This is a genomic window from Pectobacterium sp. A5351, from assembly GCF_028335745.1.
Taxonomy (GTDB): Bacteria; Pseudomonadota; Gammaproteobacteria; order Enterobacterales; family Enterobacteriaceae; genus Pectobacterium.
This window is the reverse complement of record NZ_CP116477.1, coordinates 341,991-357,541: the sequence shown is the minus strand read 5'-3', so window position 1 is coordinate 357,541 and position 15,551 is coordinate 341,991. Positions and strand designations below refer to the sequence as shown.

The following is a 15,551-nucleotide window of genomic DNA, read 5'->3' as shown; positions in this document are numbered from 1 at the left end:
GGATCACATTAAGAAACTGATGGATACCAGAAACAATGCCGTCACACGCGTCACGGCAGAGGGATAAGTAAAGAAGGGGAATGGCGATCGATAAGGGGCTTACATAGTAGGCTGTACGATGAGCTGTCCCGTTGAACCACGATCGGCCAATTCCAGCGTCTGGCTGTAATACAGGAAAGGGAACGCCATTGAGGAAGGCTGCATGAAATAAACCAGCAGCTCGACATCGTTATCCACCCACACCGTATCTTTCCAGCCGCTGTCCTCGACAGCCGGAGGGCCGCCGTTCGCGCTACGCACCAGGAATTTAACACCCTGAATATGGAAAGCCTGCGGCGTGTCGGCGTGGATAATCCAGCGCTCACAGCGGCCAAGCTGAGTTTGTACATCGGCACGCGTCATGTCCCACATCGCACCGTTGATGCCGGGCAAGCTGTCACCCAGACGGAATTCGCGCGTGCGGCTGATGCTGCCTTCAATGATGTTGTCGGCCAGCAGGCGCATCGGCAGGTTGTCCGTCACCAATGGCAGCAGGCCCGTCGGCTTAAGCGTGAGTATTTGCGTAGAAATCAGGATGCTGGAAGGCTCAAATAAGCCGCGCAGGCGATCCATAATCCCAGCCGACTCCCCTGCCGTCAGCGTGACGTCTTCGCCCTGCGACATATCGATCAGAATCTCACGCCGTTCGCCGGGTGCAAGAGAAAGCTGGTTCACCGCCATCGGCGCGGGTAGCAGTCCTTGATCGCTGGCAATCACATGCATCGCCCGACCATCGCTCAACCGCATCACATAACGCCGGGAGTTCGACGCGTTCAGCAACCTCAGACGCACCCAGCCACGGGACACTTCAACAAAGGGATTTTGGATGCCGTTAACTAATAGCGAATCCCCCACGAAGCCGCCGCTAGAAGGCGGGTTATAAATAGGGACACCAAAGTTATCCAGTCGTTTATCCTGAATAATCAAGGGGAAATCATCAACACCGTAGTGATTGGGCAGCGGCAGGGCCTTACTGGCTCGGTCTTCCACCAGCCATAGTCCTGCCAGCCCGTTATAGATATGAGGTGCCATGCGGTTCGGCGTATTCGCATGATACCAGCAGGTCGCTGACGGCTGACGAATGGGCAACACCGGCGACCAGTCGGTTCCTGGAGAAATAATACGGGCGGATCCGCCCATTAGCGGACCTGGCACCTGCAACCCGCCGATCGTCATCGCGACAGGCTCGCTCAGGCGGTTACTGTAAATCAGCTTAACGTCATCACCGTCATACACCCGCACCGTTGGCCCCAGATAACGGCCGTTGATTCCCCAAATGGCGGTCTTACGATCGCCGGAAAATGCCCAATGGGCACGCTGCATGGTCAGAAAAAGCGGCTGGCCTCGGCGCGACTCCAGTAATGGCGGTATCGGCAATGCGGCGGAATTCCCACTGGCTTTAGCTGCCAGTGGCGTCATACCCGCACATAACGCAAGGCCCGATGCCTGAATAAACTGACGCCGGCTGAGTGACATAATGACTCCGTAAATCCATTAACCATAAGCAAAGTTTAACTGGCGATTAGGTATTCGGAAGAAATAATCGGAACAAATAATCGCGTAACCCGATGAGGTAAGTTTATTTTTTGTCTGCCGCTTCGCGCGCCGCTACATCCGCATCCAGCTCGGCAATCTTGGCCGCCATCACATCATGGCAGTGTATCGCCAGCTCGCGAACCTGATCTTTGGTATACGCACGGGTATCAATGGGCGGCAACATTTCTACGATAACGAGGCCGTTATTCCAGCGGTTCAATTTCACTTTATTGCTGGTCGTAGACACGCAAATCGGCACAATCGGCACGCCTGCGCTAATCGCGGCATGAAAAGCACCGGTTTTGAATGGCAGCAGACCGCGTCCACGGCTGCGTGTACCTTCGGGGAACATCCAGATAGAGGTGTTTCGTTCTTTAATGTGCTTCACCACCTGAGCGATGGTGCCGTGCGCTTTCGCGCGGTTTTCGCGATCAATCAGCAAATTCCCCGTCAGCCAGTAGAGCGGCCCAAAGAACGGGATCCACAGCAGGCTTTTCTTACCCACGGTAACCGTACTAGGCTGGACGGCTTTGGATACCGTGACCATATCGTAATTATTCTGATGATTCGCGATATAGATGCAGTTGCCGTAACGCGCGGCTTCTTCCGGTATCCGCATTTCTACTTTCAGGCCAAACACCGTGGACAAACGCCCAAAAAGATGGCCGAAGGTCGCCACATGACGGGGATTTCTAGGGCTGAACAGGCAGTAAAACAAGCCAAAAACACAGACCAAAATCGAAAATATAACGACAATAAAAAAACGCAAAATGGATAACATAGCAACCTCATTAGCCAACAGCCGCCGCTAGTATAGCGATTTCGCGCTAAAACACACGGTGATTCAATTTGCTGCAAGATGGCAACCGGAAACTAAAGAAAGGCGGTATTACACCGCCTTTCTCAACATGCACAGGACAATACGGAGGGGTTATTCTTCGCTGCTGCCGGTGCTAATCTGCTGCGGTGCATCCACCTCAATCCGGTCGATGCGCTGTAGCCCACGCAGCAACGTGCCTTTCCGTCCGCGCTCACCCTGATACTTCTGAAGCTCGTTCGGACGCAACACCAGCTTACGCTTACCGAAATAGAGCGTGACGGAAGCCTGTGGCGGCAGCAGATACAGCCAGGTCAGACGGTCTTTACCTTCAGCAAAATCTGCCGAAGAGATGGACACAATCTTGTTGCCTTTGCCTTTTGACAGCTGTGGCAGATCGGAGACAGGGAACAACAACATTCTGCCAGCGGCGGTGATCGCCATCAGCAGGTTATCGTCACCGTGGATCTCAATCGGAGCCAGCGCTTTCGCATTATCCGGCAGCGTAATAATCGCTTTGCCCGCGCGGTTGCGCGCCACCAGATCGTTAAAGGTACACACGAAGCCATAACCCGCATCCGATGCCATCAGCAGCGGCTGATCGTCTGCGGTCATCAGCACCTGTTCAATCGTTGCGCCCGGCGGCGGCGTGAGTTTGCCCGTCAGCGGCTCGCCCTGACCGCGTGCGGAAGGCAGTGTGATAGGGTCCAGCGCGTAGCTGCGGCCGGTAGAGTCAATAAACACCACAGGCTGATTGCTCTTACCTTTCGCGGCGGCGCGGAAACTGTCGCCCGCTTTGTAACTCAGTCCGGCAGGATCGATATCATGCCCTTTGGCGCTGCGCACCCACCCCATTTCCGACAGCACAATGGTGACCGGTTCGGACGGCACAAAGTCATGTTCGCTCATCGCTTTCGCTTCTCCGCGTTCATGCAACGGCGAGCGACGATCGTCGCCATAAGTTTGCGCATCCGCCTGAATTTCTTTCTTAATCAGATTGCTGAGCTTACGATCCGACGCCAGCAGGTCCTGAAGCCGATCGCGCTCTTTTGCCAGATCGTCCTGCTCGCCGCGGATTTTCATCTCTTCCAGCTTGGCCAAATGACGTAATTTCAGCTCCAGGATCGCTTCAGCCTGCGTTTCACTCAGGCTGAACTGGCGCATCAGTACCGGCTTCGGCTCATCTTCCGTGCGGATGATATGAATGACTTCATCAATATTCAGGAACGCAATCAGCAAGCCTTCAAGGATATGCAGGCGCTTGAGCACTTTTTCCAGACGGTAGTTCAGTCGGCGGCACACGGTGTCACGACGGAATACCAGCCATTCGCTCAGGATCTCGACCAACCCTTTCACACTAGGACGACCATCCAGACCGATCATGTTCATGTTAACGCGATAGCTCTTTTCCAGATCGGTAGTGGCGAACAGGTGGTTCATCACTTGATCCAGATCGATGCGGTTCGAACGCGGCACCAGCACCAGACGGGTTGGGTTCTCGTGATCGGATTCATCGCGCAGATCGTCGATCATCGGCAGCTTCTTCGCGCGCATCTGGCTGGCAATCTGCTCCAACACTTTGGCGCCGGAAACCTGATGCGGCAGCGCGGTAATCACCACTTCGCCGTCTTCTTTTTTCCAGACGGCACGCATACGCACCGAGCCACGGCCATTCTGGTAAAGCTTGCGCACTTCCTCGCGCGGCGTAATGATTTCAGCTTCCGTCGGGAAATCCGGCCCTTGAACGTGCTGCAATAAGTCGTCCAGCGAGGCGTTCGGTTTTTCCAGCAGCATCACCGCGGCGGCAGCGACTTCGCGCACGTTGTGCGGCGGTATGTCCGTGGCCATCCCGACGGCGATACCGGTGGTGCCGTTCAGCAGAATATTCGGCAGACGCGCAGGCAGCATTTTCGGCTCCTGCATCGTCCCGTCAAAGTTCGGGATGTAATCAACCGTGCCCTGCCCTAACTCCGACAGCAGGATTTCAGCGTATTTGGACAGCCGAGATTCGGTATAACGCATGGCGGCGAAGGATTTTGGATCGTCCGGCGCCCCCCAGTTCCCCTGCCCATCCACCAGCGGATAGCGGTACGAGAACGGCTGCGCCATCAGCACCATCGCTTCATAGCAGGCGCTGTCGCCGTGCGGGTGGTATTTACCCAGCACGTCACCCACGGTACGGGCGGATTTTTTAAATTTGGCGCTGGCATTCAGCCCCAGTTCGGACATCGCATACACAATGCGACGCTGCACAGGCTTCAGGCCATCGCCAATGAACGGCAATGCCCTGTCCATGATGACGTACATGGAATAATTCAGGTATGCATTTTCGGTAAACGTGCGCAGCGCAAGGCTTTCTGCGCCGTCATGAGTCATCTCACTCATTTCTCTCATTTCCCTCACATCGCGGCGCGATGGTTACGCTTTCCGGCACGCCATAGCGGCGGTATGTTTGGCGGGAATAGTACCTTATCTGATGAGGTGATGTCACAGGGAACCGTTAGCAGGGAACTGCGTGGCGGCTCCACGCCAATGATGACTGAGATGAATCCGGCTACGGCGAGAAAGGGGGTTAGTGATGGACGCCATATCGCCGTGGCAATGAAGGAAGCGTCAGCGTGTGTTTCGCAACCGCTGACGAAGAGCAGCGCGTATTGCGCTCATCCTTATCGTGTCATTGGTCGGAGCAAGATCGCCTTGCCTTTCCAGCAGATCCAAAGGGGATGAGCCGCCAACGCCACGCACAGAAGCTCAGTAAGGTCTGACATTCGATATGTAATAACTTTTATAAAGCCCTTGATATCCATGATATCAAGGGCTAGCTTGAAAACATCGGCTAGCGTTAGCGACTATACCTCGATCTCCGCCTTATCGCCTTTCTCTTGCAGCCAGTTGCGGCGATCTTCCGAGCGTTTCTTCGCTAATAGCATATCCATCATCGCCATCGTCTGATCCATATCCTCTTCGTTGATAGTCAACTGCACCAGGCGGCGAGTATTCGGATCCAGTGTGGTTTCACGCAGTTGTAGCGGGTTCATTTCTCCCAGACCTTTAAAGCGCTGCACGTTAGGCTTACCTTTCTTGCGCTTAAGCTGCTCCAGCACGCCCGCTTTTTCCTCTTCGTCCAGCGCGTAGTACACCTCTTTGCCTAGATCGATGCGGTATAACGGCGGCATGGCGACATACACGTGCCCCCCCTGAACCAGCGCCCGGAAATGGCGGACAAACAGCGCACACAGCAGCGTCGCAATGTGCAAACCATCGGAGTCTGCATCCGCCAGAATACAGATCTTGCCGTAACGCAGTTGGCTGAGATCGGCACTGTCAGGATCGATACCGATCGCGACTGAAATATCGTGAACTTCCTGCGACGCCAAGACTTCATCCGAGGAGACTTCCCAGGTATTCAGGATCTTACCTTTCAGCGGCATGATCGCCTGGAATTCACGTTCGCGCGCCTGTTTCGCCGATCCACCCGCCGAATCCCCTTCCACCAGAAACAGTTCCGTCCGGTTGAGATCCTGCGAAGTACAATCGGCCAGTTTTCCTGGCAACGCCGGCCCGCTGGTCAACTTTTTACGCACCACTTTCTTGGCGGCACGCATACGACGCTGCGCGCTGGAAATCGCCAGCTCAGCCAACTGCTCCGCAGCCTGCACGTTCTGGTTCAGCCACAGGCTGAACGCGTCTTTCACCACGCCGGACACAAACGCGGCGCACTGACGGGAAGAGAGGCGTTCTTTGGTCTGCCCGGCAAACTGCGGTTCCTGCATTTTAACCGACAGCACATAAGCACAACGTTCCCAGATATCGTCTGCGCTCAGCTTCACGCCGCGCGGCAGAATATTGCGGAATTCGCAAAATTCACGCATCGCATCCAGCAGCCCTTGGCGCAGGCCGTTAACGTGCGTCCCGCCCATCGGCGTCGGAATCAGGTTAACGTAGCTTTCCGTCAGCAGTTCACCGCCTTCCGGCAGCCAGAGCAGCGCCCAGTCTACGGCTTCGGTATCACCAGTAATCGACCCCAGGAACGGTTTTTCCGGCAACGTGATCAGACCGTTTACTGCTTCGCACAGGTAGTCATTCAAGCCATCCTGATAGCACCAGCGCTGCTCGGTATTGTTAACTTTATCTTTGAAGATGATTTCCACGCCGGGGCATAAGACCGCTTTAGCCTTCAGCAGGTGCGTCAAACGGGAGACAGAAAAGCGAGCACTATCGAAAAATTTCTCATCCGGCCAGAAATGCACGCGCGTCCCGGTATTACGACGTCCGCAGGTGCCTGTTACCGCGAGTTCCTGGACTTTATCGCCGTTTGCAAACGCGATGTCATACACCTGACCATCGCGCTTGACGGTGACTTCGACACGGGTAGACAGGGCGTTCACCACGGAAATCCCTACGCCGTGCAAGCCGCCCGAAAACTGGTAGTTTTTACCGGAAAATTTGCCGCCTGCGTGCAGACGGCACAGAATCAGCTCAACGGCAGGCACACCCTCTTCTGGGTGAATATCCACCGGCATGCCACGGCCGTCGTCAATCACTTCCAGCGACTGATCGGCGTGCAGAATCACATCAATACGACGCGCATGACCCGCCAGCGCTTCATCAACACTGTTATCTATGACCTCTTGCCCCAGATGGTTAGGACGCGTGGTATCGGTGTACATTCCCGGACGACGGCGCACCGGTTCCAGTCCGCTGAGTACTTCAATCGCATCAGCGTTATAACTTGATTGAGCCATAGTTTGCGTTAATTCTTTGAGTTCAGTGAATGGGGTTTAACGAGCCGCGCCTTCGCGAGTCGTTTTTCAATCCATAATGCATAGGTGGCGATTCAGTCTGTCGTGAGCCCTAAGAAATTCACCATCGGCGTGAAAAAGTGCTCAAATCCGACAAAGGCATGATTGCCCCCTGACTCCACAGTTTGACGGCAGGCCGTGTAATACGCGACTGCCTGACGATAATCCAGAACCTCATCCCCCGTCTGCAACAGCAGCCAGAGCAAATCCGGTGATTCCAGTCGGTCAACCTGCATGACCTTCAGATCGTAAACGTGCCGAGACTCTAGCACATATTGTTCACCGGTGTAGGGGTTCTGGTATTCACCCAGATGGTCCAGCAATAGCTCAAACGGCCTCACCGCAGGATTCACCACCACGGCAGGCAGCATAAAACACTGGGATAACCAGGTGGCATAATAACCACCGAGGGAAGAACCAACAATCCCCACCGGACGACCGGCCCGCTCCATAATCAACGATTCCATCATCTCGGCAGCTTCCGCCGGATAAGGCGGAAGCTGTGGAATCACCATGTCAACTTCAGGATGCTGCTCCGCCAGCCACGTTTTCAGCGCCGTCGCTTTCGCCGACTGTGGCGTACTGTTGAAGCCGTGCAGATAAAGAAGCGTGGGCATTAGTAACCGTCCGAATCCATGTCAGGCAGGAATTCGCTACCCGACAGACGATAAACCTCAGTTTCCAGACGCCCATCCGGCAGCAGATCCAGATAGCGCCAACCTGGCGCGACGTCATCAATCGTGAAGTTAGTACAATGCGGTTTAAACTGCACGCAGGTCGATGGCGTCGCCAGCAAACGGCGGCCATGCCAGTCAAAATCCATCTCCTGATGAATATGTCCACACAGCACGGTGTTCACCTGAGGATAACGATCCAGCACCGCAGACAGGCTATGTGCATTACGCAAGCTGTGCTGATCGAGCCAGGTACAACCGGAAGGATGCGGGTGATGATGCAGTAGCAGCAGCGTAAAGCGGTCGGGCTGGCTTTTCAGGCTGCGTTCCAGCCATTCAAGCTGGTATTCACTCAGCTCGCCATGCGGGACGCCGAACACTTGGCTGTCCAACAGGATAATCTGCCACTTGTCGCCCAACAGCACATGCTTGGATGGCGCAATACCGGCCTCAGCCAGCGCATCGACCATCGCCGGTTGGAAATCATGGTTACCCGGAAGCCATACGCAAGGTGCAGGGATCTGCGCAATGCCGCGCGAGAATTGATGATAGGCCTCCAGCGTGTGATCCTGCGCCAAATCGCCCGTCGCCACGATTAAATCAAACGCATCCTGCCGAGCCTTGATGGCATTCAGCACTGCGTGATAGCTACGATAGGTGTTGATACCCAGCAAGGTTTCATGCTCGCCCGCAAAAAGGTGGGTATCCGTTATTTGTAAAATCCTGACTCTGGCGCCACTCGCCACAGGCAGTGTCAACAGGCTTTCCAAATGGTGTCCTTGGTTACGTAAATCTGTCTCTACCCGTCATCTTTCAAATTGCAGAATACGCTAGCTTCCCTTGATGGCTCGACTGTCGCTGTCCTGCGTCTTGAAATCTATTGGGTATCGAAAACCGGTATCGACATCGAACCATACGCCAAACAATATTTTAGCCAATCAGCAAGAAACTGATTAATTTGATGCTTTTCGTCACGCTGGTGTAACTTCTTATTAGGATAATCATAACGTGCTTTGAAACGAAAGATCTGCTGGCTGGCACACACTTCCGCAACCAGTGCATCATGATACAGCCTAACGCTCATCATTGGCAGGCTCCAGTAACTGACAGTGGGCGCTGTCTGCTTGATTTCGACCAATGAGGTATAGCGGGTAGACTCAAGAATCGTCAGTTGATAGACCGCATTATTGACGTGATAAACCGCGATTTCACCGACTTCATCAATTTTTGGCAGCAAACGCCGTAATTGCATGAAGTTGGTTTCACATAGCCTCATCATGGCCGGGAAATCCGGAGTATAACGTTTCATAAATTCAATCCACCCACGCGCGTTTCAGTTCTTCATGGTGCAAGGCCAACCATTGCAGGGCAATGACAGACGCGGCGTTATCAACAATGCCTTCTTCAACCCATTGATAACTTTGTTCACGACTCACGACATGTACGCGAATATCTTCATTCTCTTCCGCGAGGCCGTGAATGCCTTTCGCCGTTCGCGTATCCACTTCGCCTACCATCACCGCCAGCCGTTCGCTGGTGCCACCGGGACTGGCGAGATAGTTGATTATCGGTCGACAACGATCAACCCTTAATCCGGCTTCTTCCTGCGCTTCGCGCCGCGCCACCTCTTCGTGGCTTTCTCCTGGTTCAATCATGCCAGCCACCAGCTCAAACAACCAGGGTGACGCGCTGGTGTCATAAGCAGCAATGCGAATCTGTTCGATTAATACCACTTCATCACGTACCGGATCATAAGGCAACAGCACGACAGCATGACCGCGCTCCAGGATCTCACGGCGGACTTCACCGCTCATGCCGCCATTAAACAGGCGATGGCGAAAGCGGTAACGCTCCAGCGAAAAAAAACCGTCGTACAGCGTTTCGCGTGCAATAATTTCTACATCATCTTTGGTGAAAGTAACCGGGCCAGATTCGGAAGACGACATGGCTGCACTCCTGTAACAAGTATTAATGGAATCCGATATTGTATGGCGGAATCCGCTGTCATTATACTCATCATTGTTTTTGAACGTTTATTAGGCGTGACGTCGGCGAAGTGAGGGGGATTCCCCTCCATCACATCACTTTTCGGTACCTTACTGAACAGCAAAACGCCGCACTGAATCTTCCAACGGGTCAATTTACCTGACCATTTGGACATATTCCGCTGAAAGATGGCACGTTCAGCTACCTTATCCTATTGGCAGATTCTGATAGAATCGACAATTATTCGTCTACAGACAGCGCTACCATAGCGAGATTGCTGCACAACAAGGAATGCAAATGAAGAAATTGCTCCCTCTTCTTATTGGTCTGAGCCTGGGCGGTTTTAGCGCCATGAGTCAGGCGGAAAACCTGTTACAGGTCTACCAGCAGGCAAAAAGCACCAACCCTGATTTACGCAGCGCTGCGGCAACGCGCGACGCCGCGTTTGAAAAGATTAATCAAGCGCGCAGCCCATTACTGCCACAGTTAGGTTTAGGGGCTGACTATACCTATAACAGAGGCTATCGTGACAGCAAAGGCGTCGACAGCAACGTCAAAGGCGCGTCACTGCAACTGACTCAGACCTTGTTCGACATGTCCAAATGGCGCGCACTGACGTTGCAGGAAAAACAAGCCGGTATTGAAGACGTCACCTATCAGACCGCCCAGCAAAATCTGATGCTGAACACGGCAACCGCCTATTTCAACGTGCTGCGCGCCATTGACTCCCTGTCCTACATCAGTGCACAGAAACAGGCGATTTATCGCCAGTTGGATCAAACGACACAGCGCTTCAACGTGGGTCTGGTTGCCATTACCGACGTCCAGAACGCCCGAGCACAATATGACAGCGTGCTGGCCAATGAAGTGTTAACACGCAATACGCTGGATAACGCACTGGAATCACTGCGTCAGATTACTGGCAACTTCTACCCGCAGTTGGCTGGCCTGAACATCGAACGTTTCTCTACCCAGAAACCGGAAGCGGTTAACAACCTGCTGAAAGAAGCTGAAAATCGCAACCTGAACCTGTTGTCCGCACGTTTGAGCCAGGATTTGGCACGCGAGCAGATTCGCTCCGCCGAAACAGGCTATATGCCAACGCTGGATCTCACCGCTTCAACGGGTGTGAGCGATACCCGCTATTCTGGTTCAAGAACCCAGAACAGTAACTCGTTTAACGATTCAGACGCCGGGCAGCACAAAGTCGGCATCAACTTCACCCTACCGCTCTACAGCGGTGGTGCCACTAACTCTCAGGTCAAACAGGCGCAGCACAGCTACGTCAGCGCCAGTGAGTTGTTGGAAAGCGCACACCGTTCGGTTATCCAGACCGTACGTTCATCGTTTAACAACATTTCTGCGTCCATCAGCAGCATCAACGCTTACAAACAGGCTGAAGTGTCTGCACAAAGCTCGCTGGATGCGATGGAAGCCGGTTATCAGGTAGGCACACGTACTATTGTCGACGTACTGGATGCCACCACCACGCTATATAATGCCAAACAGCAACTCTCCAGCGCACGTTATGATTACCTGATCAATCAGTTAAACATCAAATCCGCGCAGGGCACGCTGAGCGAAACCGATCTACAAGCGCTGAATGCGTCGCTGGGTCAACCGGTGTCAACCACGCCGACCGTGACGGACAACAGCGCTCCGCTGGCAACCACTGCCTCGGCACAACGTTAATCAGCTAGCCACTTTTACCGATACAGACGGGGAACTACGGTTCCCCTTTTTTATGTCGATGTTTTTGTAGAACCAAGCAACTTCATCAAGTTGCAGAAGACGTGTTCACTTTTCATTAAGCGAAACGTTGCACAACGTAATGTATAGCAACGTAAAGACGCCTTCAGTTACACCTATTGCCGCTTTAAATTCAAGCAGCGTTCCCCTATTCTTAGGCACACTTATTGGTTATTGGCCGTGATGCTTTGCTCTGGGATAAACATGATGAAACGTACAAAAAATATTAATCAGGAAACGTTCCGCAAGGAATGGCGAACGCACCGTCTGGCACCTGTTGCTTTGGCCGTCAGCGCCGTATTTTTCCTCGCGGGCTGTGAACAAACCGATGAAACCGTCTCTCTCTATCAGAATGCAGATGACTGTTCGTCAGCTAACCCGTCAATGGCTGCCCAGTGCACCACCGCGTACAATAATGCGTTAAAAGAAGCGGAAAAAACGGCACCAAAATACGCAACGAAAGAAGATTGCGTAGCAGAATTCGGCGAAGCACAGTGTACCCAAACGCCTGCGCCAGCACAGGCTGGTATGGCCGCAGAATCTCAGCAGGGCGGCGGTATGTCCTGGATGCCATTGATGGCTGGCTACATGATGGGCCGCATGATGGGTGGCGGTGCTGGTTTCGCACAGCAACCGCTATTCAGCCCAAAAACACCGGCCAGCCCGGCCAATGGCCAGTTCGTTGATGCTGCGGGCAAAAACTACGGTAATGCAACGACAGGCCGTTCAATGACCGTGCCTAAAACCGCACTGGCACCAAAACCTGCAACCACCTCAACCATCACGCGTGGTGGCTTTGGTGAAACCGTAGCGAAGCAAAACAGCATGCAGCGCAGCAGCGCCAGCTCAAGTTCCAGCTCTTCCCGTAGCATGGGCGGCTGAGGCGTATTGAATGAAGCGGATAGATATTACAGCGCGTCCTGATTGGCAGGAAAAAGCCACCGAGTTTGGTTTTCGTTTTCACACCATGTACGGCGAGCCCTACTGGAGCGAAGAGGCTTACTATCAGTTCACGCTGGCTCAGATTGAAGAGTTGGAAGAAACCACGGCAGAGCTGCACCAGATGTGTTTGCAGGTGGTAGAAAAAGTTATCAATAGCGACGCGCTGCTCGCCAAATTCCGTATTCCCAAACACACCTGGGAATTCGTCAGACACTCATGGCGTACCAATCAGCCCTCGCTGTATTCACGCCTCGATTTGGCGTATGACGGCAAGTCTCCAGCCAAGCTGCTGGAAAATAATGCGGATACGCCAACATCGCTATACGAAGCCGCCTTTTTCCAATGGCTCTGGCTGGAAGATCAAATCAACGCCGGGAATCTGCCGCAGAATTCTGACCAGTACAACAGCATTCAGGAAAAGCTGATCGAACGTTTTGAAGAGCTAAAACTGAATCATGGCTTCGGCTTGCTGCACTTCGCCTGCTGTCAGGATACGGAAGAAGATCGCGGCACAGTGCAATACCTTCAGGATTGCGCGCTGGAAGCGGGCCTGCCGAGCGAGTTTCTGTACATCGAGGAAATTGGCCTCGGTGAGAAAGGCCAGTTTACCGATCCTGAAAATCAGGTGATTGGTAATCTGTTCAAGCTGTATCCGTGGGAATTCATGCTGCGCGAGATGTTTTCCACCAAACTGGAAGATGCTGGCGTGCGTTGGCTGGAGCCAGCCTGGAAAAGCATCATTTCCAATAAAGCGCTGCTGCCGATGCTGTGGGAAATGTTCCCAGATCACCCCAACCTGCTTCCTGCCTACTTTGCGGAAGATGAACATCCCAAGCTGGACAGCTACGTCACCAAGCCGCTGTTTTCACGCGAAGGGGCAAACATCCAAATTATCGAAAATGGGAAAGAGATTGCGTCAGCCGACGGCCCCTACGGCGAAGAAGGGATGATCGTCCAGCAATATCATCCTTTGCCGAAATTTGGCGATAGCTACACGCTGATTGGTAGCTGGCTAGTAAACGACCAACCTTGCGGTATCGGCGTACGTGAAGATCGCGCTCTGATCACGCAGGATCTCTCGCGCTTCTATCCGCACACCATTCTGGATTAAGCCGCAAAATTGAAACTAATAAGGCACGGTTTTCACCGTGCCTTATTCATCACTGAAGCAAAAAGCGGATTACCCCACCTGCACCGACAGCATACTCAGCGAGCCCATTTCGAGCCCATCGACCGGAATGCCGATCGCCTCTTTACCGTCCCAGCTTCCCAGTACATAGAGCAGCGGGAAATAGTGATCGGGCGTCGGGTTAGATAATGCGGCACCGCCATGCTGCATAAAATTAACCAGCGGATGGTCGTCCCCCTGATAAGTCAGGTTATCACGCACAAATTGATTGAACGAAATTGCCCACGGATACGGCTCCGCGTCGCCAGCCCATTTCACCATCCGCAGGTTATGCACGACGTTACCGCTGGCGACAATCATGAAGCCTTCATCACGCAGTGCCGCCAGCTTGCGCCCTAATTCGTAGTGATACGCGGCGGGCTGCGTGCCGTCCACGCTCAGTTGCACAACGGGAATATCCGCATCAGGATACATCTTGATCAGTACGCCCCAAGAGCCGTGATCCAAACCCCATTGGCTCTGATCGGCAGTCACGGGATATGGCGCCAGCACCTGCTGGATTCTCGCCGCCAATTCAGGCGAGCCGGGTGCCGGATACTGGGTATCAAACAGCGCCTGTGGGAAGCCGCCAAAATCATGGATGGTGCGTGGGTTTTTCATCGCCGTTACGGCGGTGCCACGGGTATACCAGTGGGCGGAAACGGCAATAATCGCCTTTGGACGCGGCAGCGTCTCACCCAGCGTTTGCCATGCCTGCGTATATACATTGTTTTCCAACACGTTCATCGGGCTACCGTGGCCGAGGAACAGTGCAGGCATCCGGGAAGTGTTGTTCATAGTCATATCCTCTGAAAGATGTCAGCGAACGTGCAACCGCACGCGATGGCCTTACTTTACGCGCTTTGTGACACAGAAAAAGTCAGAGTTATGTGATGAAGAACATCAATTAATTTGAAATGTATTACACGGCAAGCAAAACTGCCGACGAGGAATAGATAACTCGCAAAAGACCAGATTAAGCAGAGCGACCTTTAGTATCAGAATAAACCTGACTACCTTCGCGCTTTCCAACCCCCATGACCATCACTGTAATGGTCTCATCCTGGACCAAATACACCAGCCGGTAACCAGCAGACTTCAGTTTAATTTTATACTGGTCTTTACGACCATGAAGCTGGGCTGAGGGAACACGAGGATGTTCTAAACGCTCAGCCAGCTTTTTCTTGAACTGTTCCCGAACAGGATGCCCTAATTTTTTCCATTCCTTCATTGCCGAAGGCACAAATTTTAACTTATAGGTCATCGAGCGAAATCTCTTCCGCGTCAGCTAACTCTGACATACGATCATCAACAGTACGCCCCAGTTCTGCATCTTCAGCCAATTCCATTAAATAAGCGAACATAGCAGGAGGCACACAATAGAACGCAGGCTCATTCCGGTTCAGTATAGCGATAGTCTCACCTTCAGCAGCCCGTACTGTCCCCATTGGGTCGCGTTTCAGTTCCGTGATGCTGGCCGCTGTGTTAGTTAGGATATTGAAAGCCATAATTCGGTCACTCAATTCGGTTAGTCAAAGACAACTTAAACACGCTAATAATAACACTTCTAAAAGCACTCAATATAGTATTTCCTACGCATCGTTTCATACTCGCTGTTAAGCCGCGTTCTTTCATAAAAAGCGTCGTGGACAGTCATTCATCTTGCCTGCCCCATAAAGCAAAACCCCGCCGAAGCGGCGGTTTTATGATGAAGGGCGTTGACCGTTAAGCCGCGTTCTTTCATAAAAAGCGTCGTGGACAGTCATTCATCTTGCCTGTCCCCATAAAGCAAAACCCCGCCGAAGCGGGGTTTTATGATGAAGGGCGTTGACCGTTAA

General features: G+C 53.1%; 15 protein-coding genes. 4 read left to right on the top strand and 11 right to left on the bottom strand.

What is annotated here, in order from left to right; translation table 11 throughout:
• Positions 1-99 precede the first annotated feature (99 nt).
• The 3 genes from ftsP to parC form a co-directional block, all read right to left on the bottom strand.
• Complete coding sequence (ftsP, locus tag O1Q74_RS01680) at positions 100-1,515, bottom strand: cell division protein FtsP (protein WP_271875821.1); 1,416 nt, start codon at positions 1,513-1,515, stop codon at positions 100-102.
• A 103-nt stretch (positions 1,516-1,618) separates the two neighbouring features.
• Positions 1,619-2,356 carry a 1-acylglycerol-3-phosphate O-acyltransferase gene (locus O1Q74_RS01675; RefSeq protein ID WP_271875820.1) on the bottom strand — a complete coding sequence of 246 codons (738 nt, stop codon included), beginning with the start codon at positions 2,354-2,356 and terminating at the stop codon, positions 1,619-1,621.
• A gap of 150 nt (positions 2,357-2,506) precedes the next feature.
• Positions 2,507-4,777: a DNA topoisomerase IV subunit A gene (gene parC / locus O1Q74_RS01670; protein WP_271875819.1), complete on the bottom strand. Its 2,271-nt coding sequence runs from the start codon at positions 4,775-4,777 to the stop codon at positions 2,507-2,509.
• On the opposite strand from parC, the gene O1Q74_RS01665 reads away from it, so the two are divergent.
• On the top strand, positions 4,760-5,119 hold the full coding sequence (locus O1Q74_RS01665; protein WP_271875818.1) for a hypothetical protein: 360 nt from the start codon (positions 4,760-4,762) through the stop codon (positions 5,117-5,119). The genes parC and O1Q74_RS01665 overlap by 18 nt on opposite strands.
• 122 nt (positions 5,120-5,241) lie before the next feature.
• Here the strand turns inward: O1Q74_RS01665 and parE are convergent, their stop codons facing one another.
• The 5 genes from parE to nudF form a co-directional block, all read right to left on the bottom strand.
• Positions 5,242-7,137, bottom strand: a complete 1,896-nt coding sequence (gene parE, locus O1Q74_RS01660; RefSeq protein WP_271875817.1) for a DNA topoisomerase IV subunit B — start codon at positions 7,135-7,137, stop codon at positions 5,242-5,244.
• A gap of 92 nt (positions 7,138-7,229) precedes the next feature.
• The gene (yqiA, locus tag O1Q74_RS01655) at positions 7,230-7,811 is read right to left on the bottom strand and encodes an esterase YqiA (protein ID WP_271875816.1); all 582 of its coding nucleotides are present in this window, start codon (positions 7,809-7,811) and stop codon (positions 7,230-7,232) included.
• Positions 7,811-8,638: a 3',5'-cyclic-AMP phosphodiesterase gene (gene cpdA / locus O1Q74_RS01650; protein ID WP_271875815.1), complete on the bottom strand. Its 828-nt coding sequence runs from the start codon at positions 8,636-8,638 to the stop codon at positions 7,811-7,813. Before cpdA ends, yqiA begins: the two co-directional genes overlap by 1 nt.
• A 107-nt stretch (positions 8,639-8,745) precedes the next feature.
• Positions 8,746-9,177 (bottom strand): DUF1249 family protein, encoded by a 432-nt coding sequence (locus O1Q74_RS01645; RefSeq protein ID WP_010280219.1) that lies wholly within the window; start codon positions 9,175-9,177, stop codon positions 8,746-8,748.
• A 4-nt stretch (positions 9,178-9,181) separates the two neighbouring features.
• Entirely contained in the window at positions 9,182-9,814 is a 633-nt protein-coding gene (gene nudF, locus O1Q74_RS01640) for an ADP-ribose diphosphatase (RefSeq protein WP_271875814.1), read from the bottom strand.
• Between the two features lie 337 nt (positions 9,815-10,151).
• Here nudF and tolC point away from each other — a divergent pair, with 337 nt between their 5' ends.
• The 3 genes from tolC (at position 10,152) to O1Q74_RS01625 (ending at position 13,656) form a co-directional block, all read left to right on the top strand.
• Complete coding sequence (gene tolC, locus O1Q74_RS01635; protein ID WP_271875813.1) at positions 10,152-11,546, top strand: outer membrane channel protein TolC; 1,395 nt, start codon at positions 10,152-10,154, stop codon at positions 11,544-11,546.
• Between the two features lie 264 nt (positions 11,547-11,810).
• A complete protein-coding gene (locus O1Q74_RS01630) occupies positions 11,811-12,485 on the top strand; it encodes a DUF1190 family protein (protein ID WP_010297420.1) in 675 nt (224 codons plus the stop codon).
• Positions 12,486-12,495: 10 nt separating this feature from the next.
• A complete protein-coding gene (locus O1Q74_RS01625) occupies positions 12,496-13,656 on the top strand; it encodes a glutathionylspermidine synthase family protein (protein WP_180778474.1) in 1,161 nt (386 codons plus the stop codon).
• Between the two features lie 69 nt (positions 13,657-13,725).
• Here O1Q74_RS01625 and ygiD read toward each other — a convergent pair whose 3' ends face one another.
• The 3 genes from ygiD to O1Q74_RS01610 all read right to left on the bottom strand — a co-directional run bounded on the left by ygiD (position 13,726) and on the right by O1Q74_RS01610 (position 15,221).
• Complete coding sequence (ygiD, locus tag O1Q74_RS01620; protein ID WP_271875812.1) at positions 13,726-14,511, bottom strand: 4,5-DOPA dioxygenase extradiol; 786 nt, start codon at positions 14,509-14,511, stop codon at positions 13,726-13,728.
• Between the two features lie 178 nt (positions 14,512-14,689).
• Positions 14,690-14,977 carry a type II toxin-antitoxin system RelE family toxin gene (locus O1Q74_RS01615; RefSeq protein ID WP_271875811.1) on the bottom strand — a complete coding sequence of 96 codons (288 nt, stop codon included), beginning with the start codon at positions 14,975-14,977 and terminating at the stop codon, positions 14,690-14,692.
• Positions 14,967-15,221: a type II toxin-antitoxin system Phd/YefM family antitoxin gene (locus tag O1Q74_RS01610; RefSeq protein WP_180778477.1), complete on the bottom strand. Its 255-nt coding sequence runs from the start codon at positions 15,219-15,221 to the stop codon at positions 14,967-14,969. Before O1Q74_RS01610 ends, O1Q74_RS01615 begins: the two co-directional genes overlap by 11 nt.
• Positions 15,222-15,551: the final 330 nt, after the last annotated feature.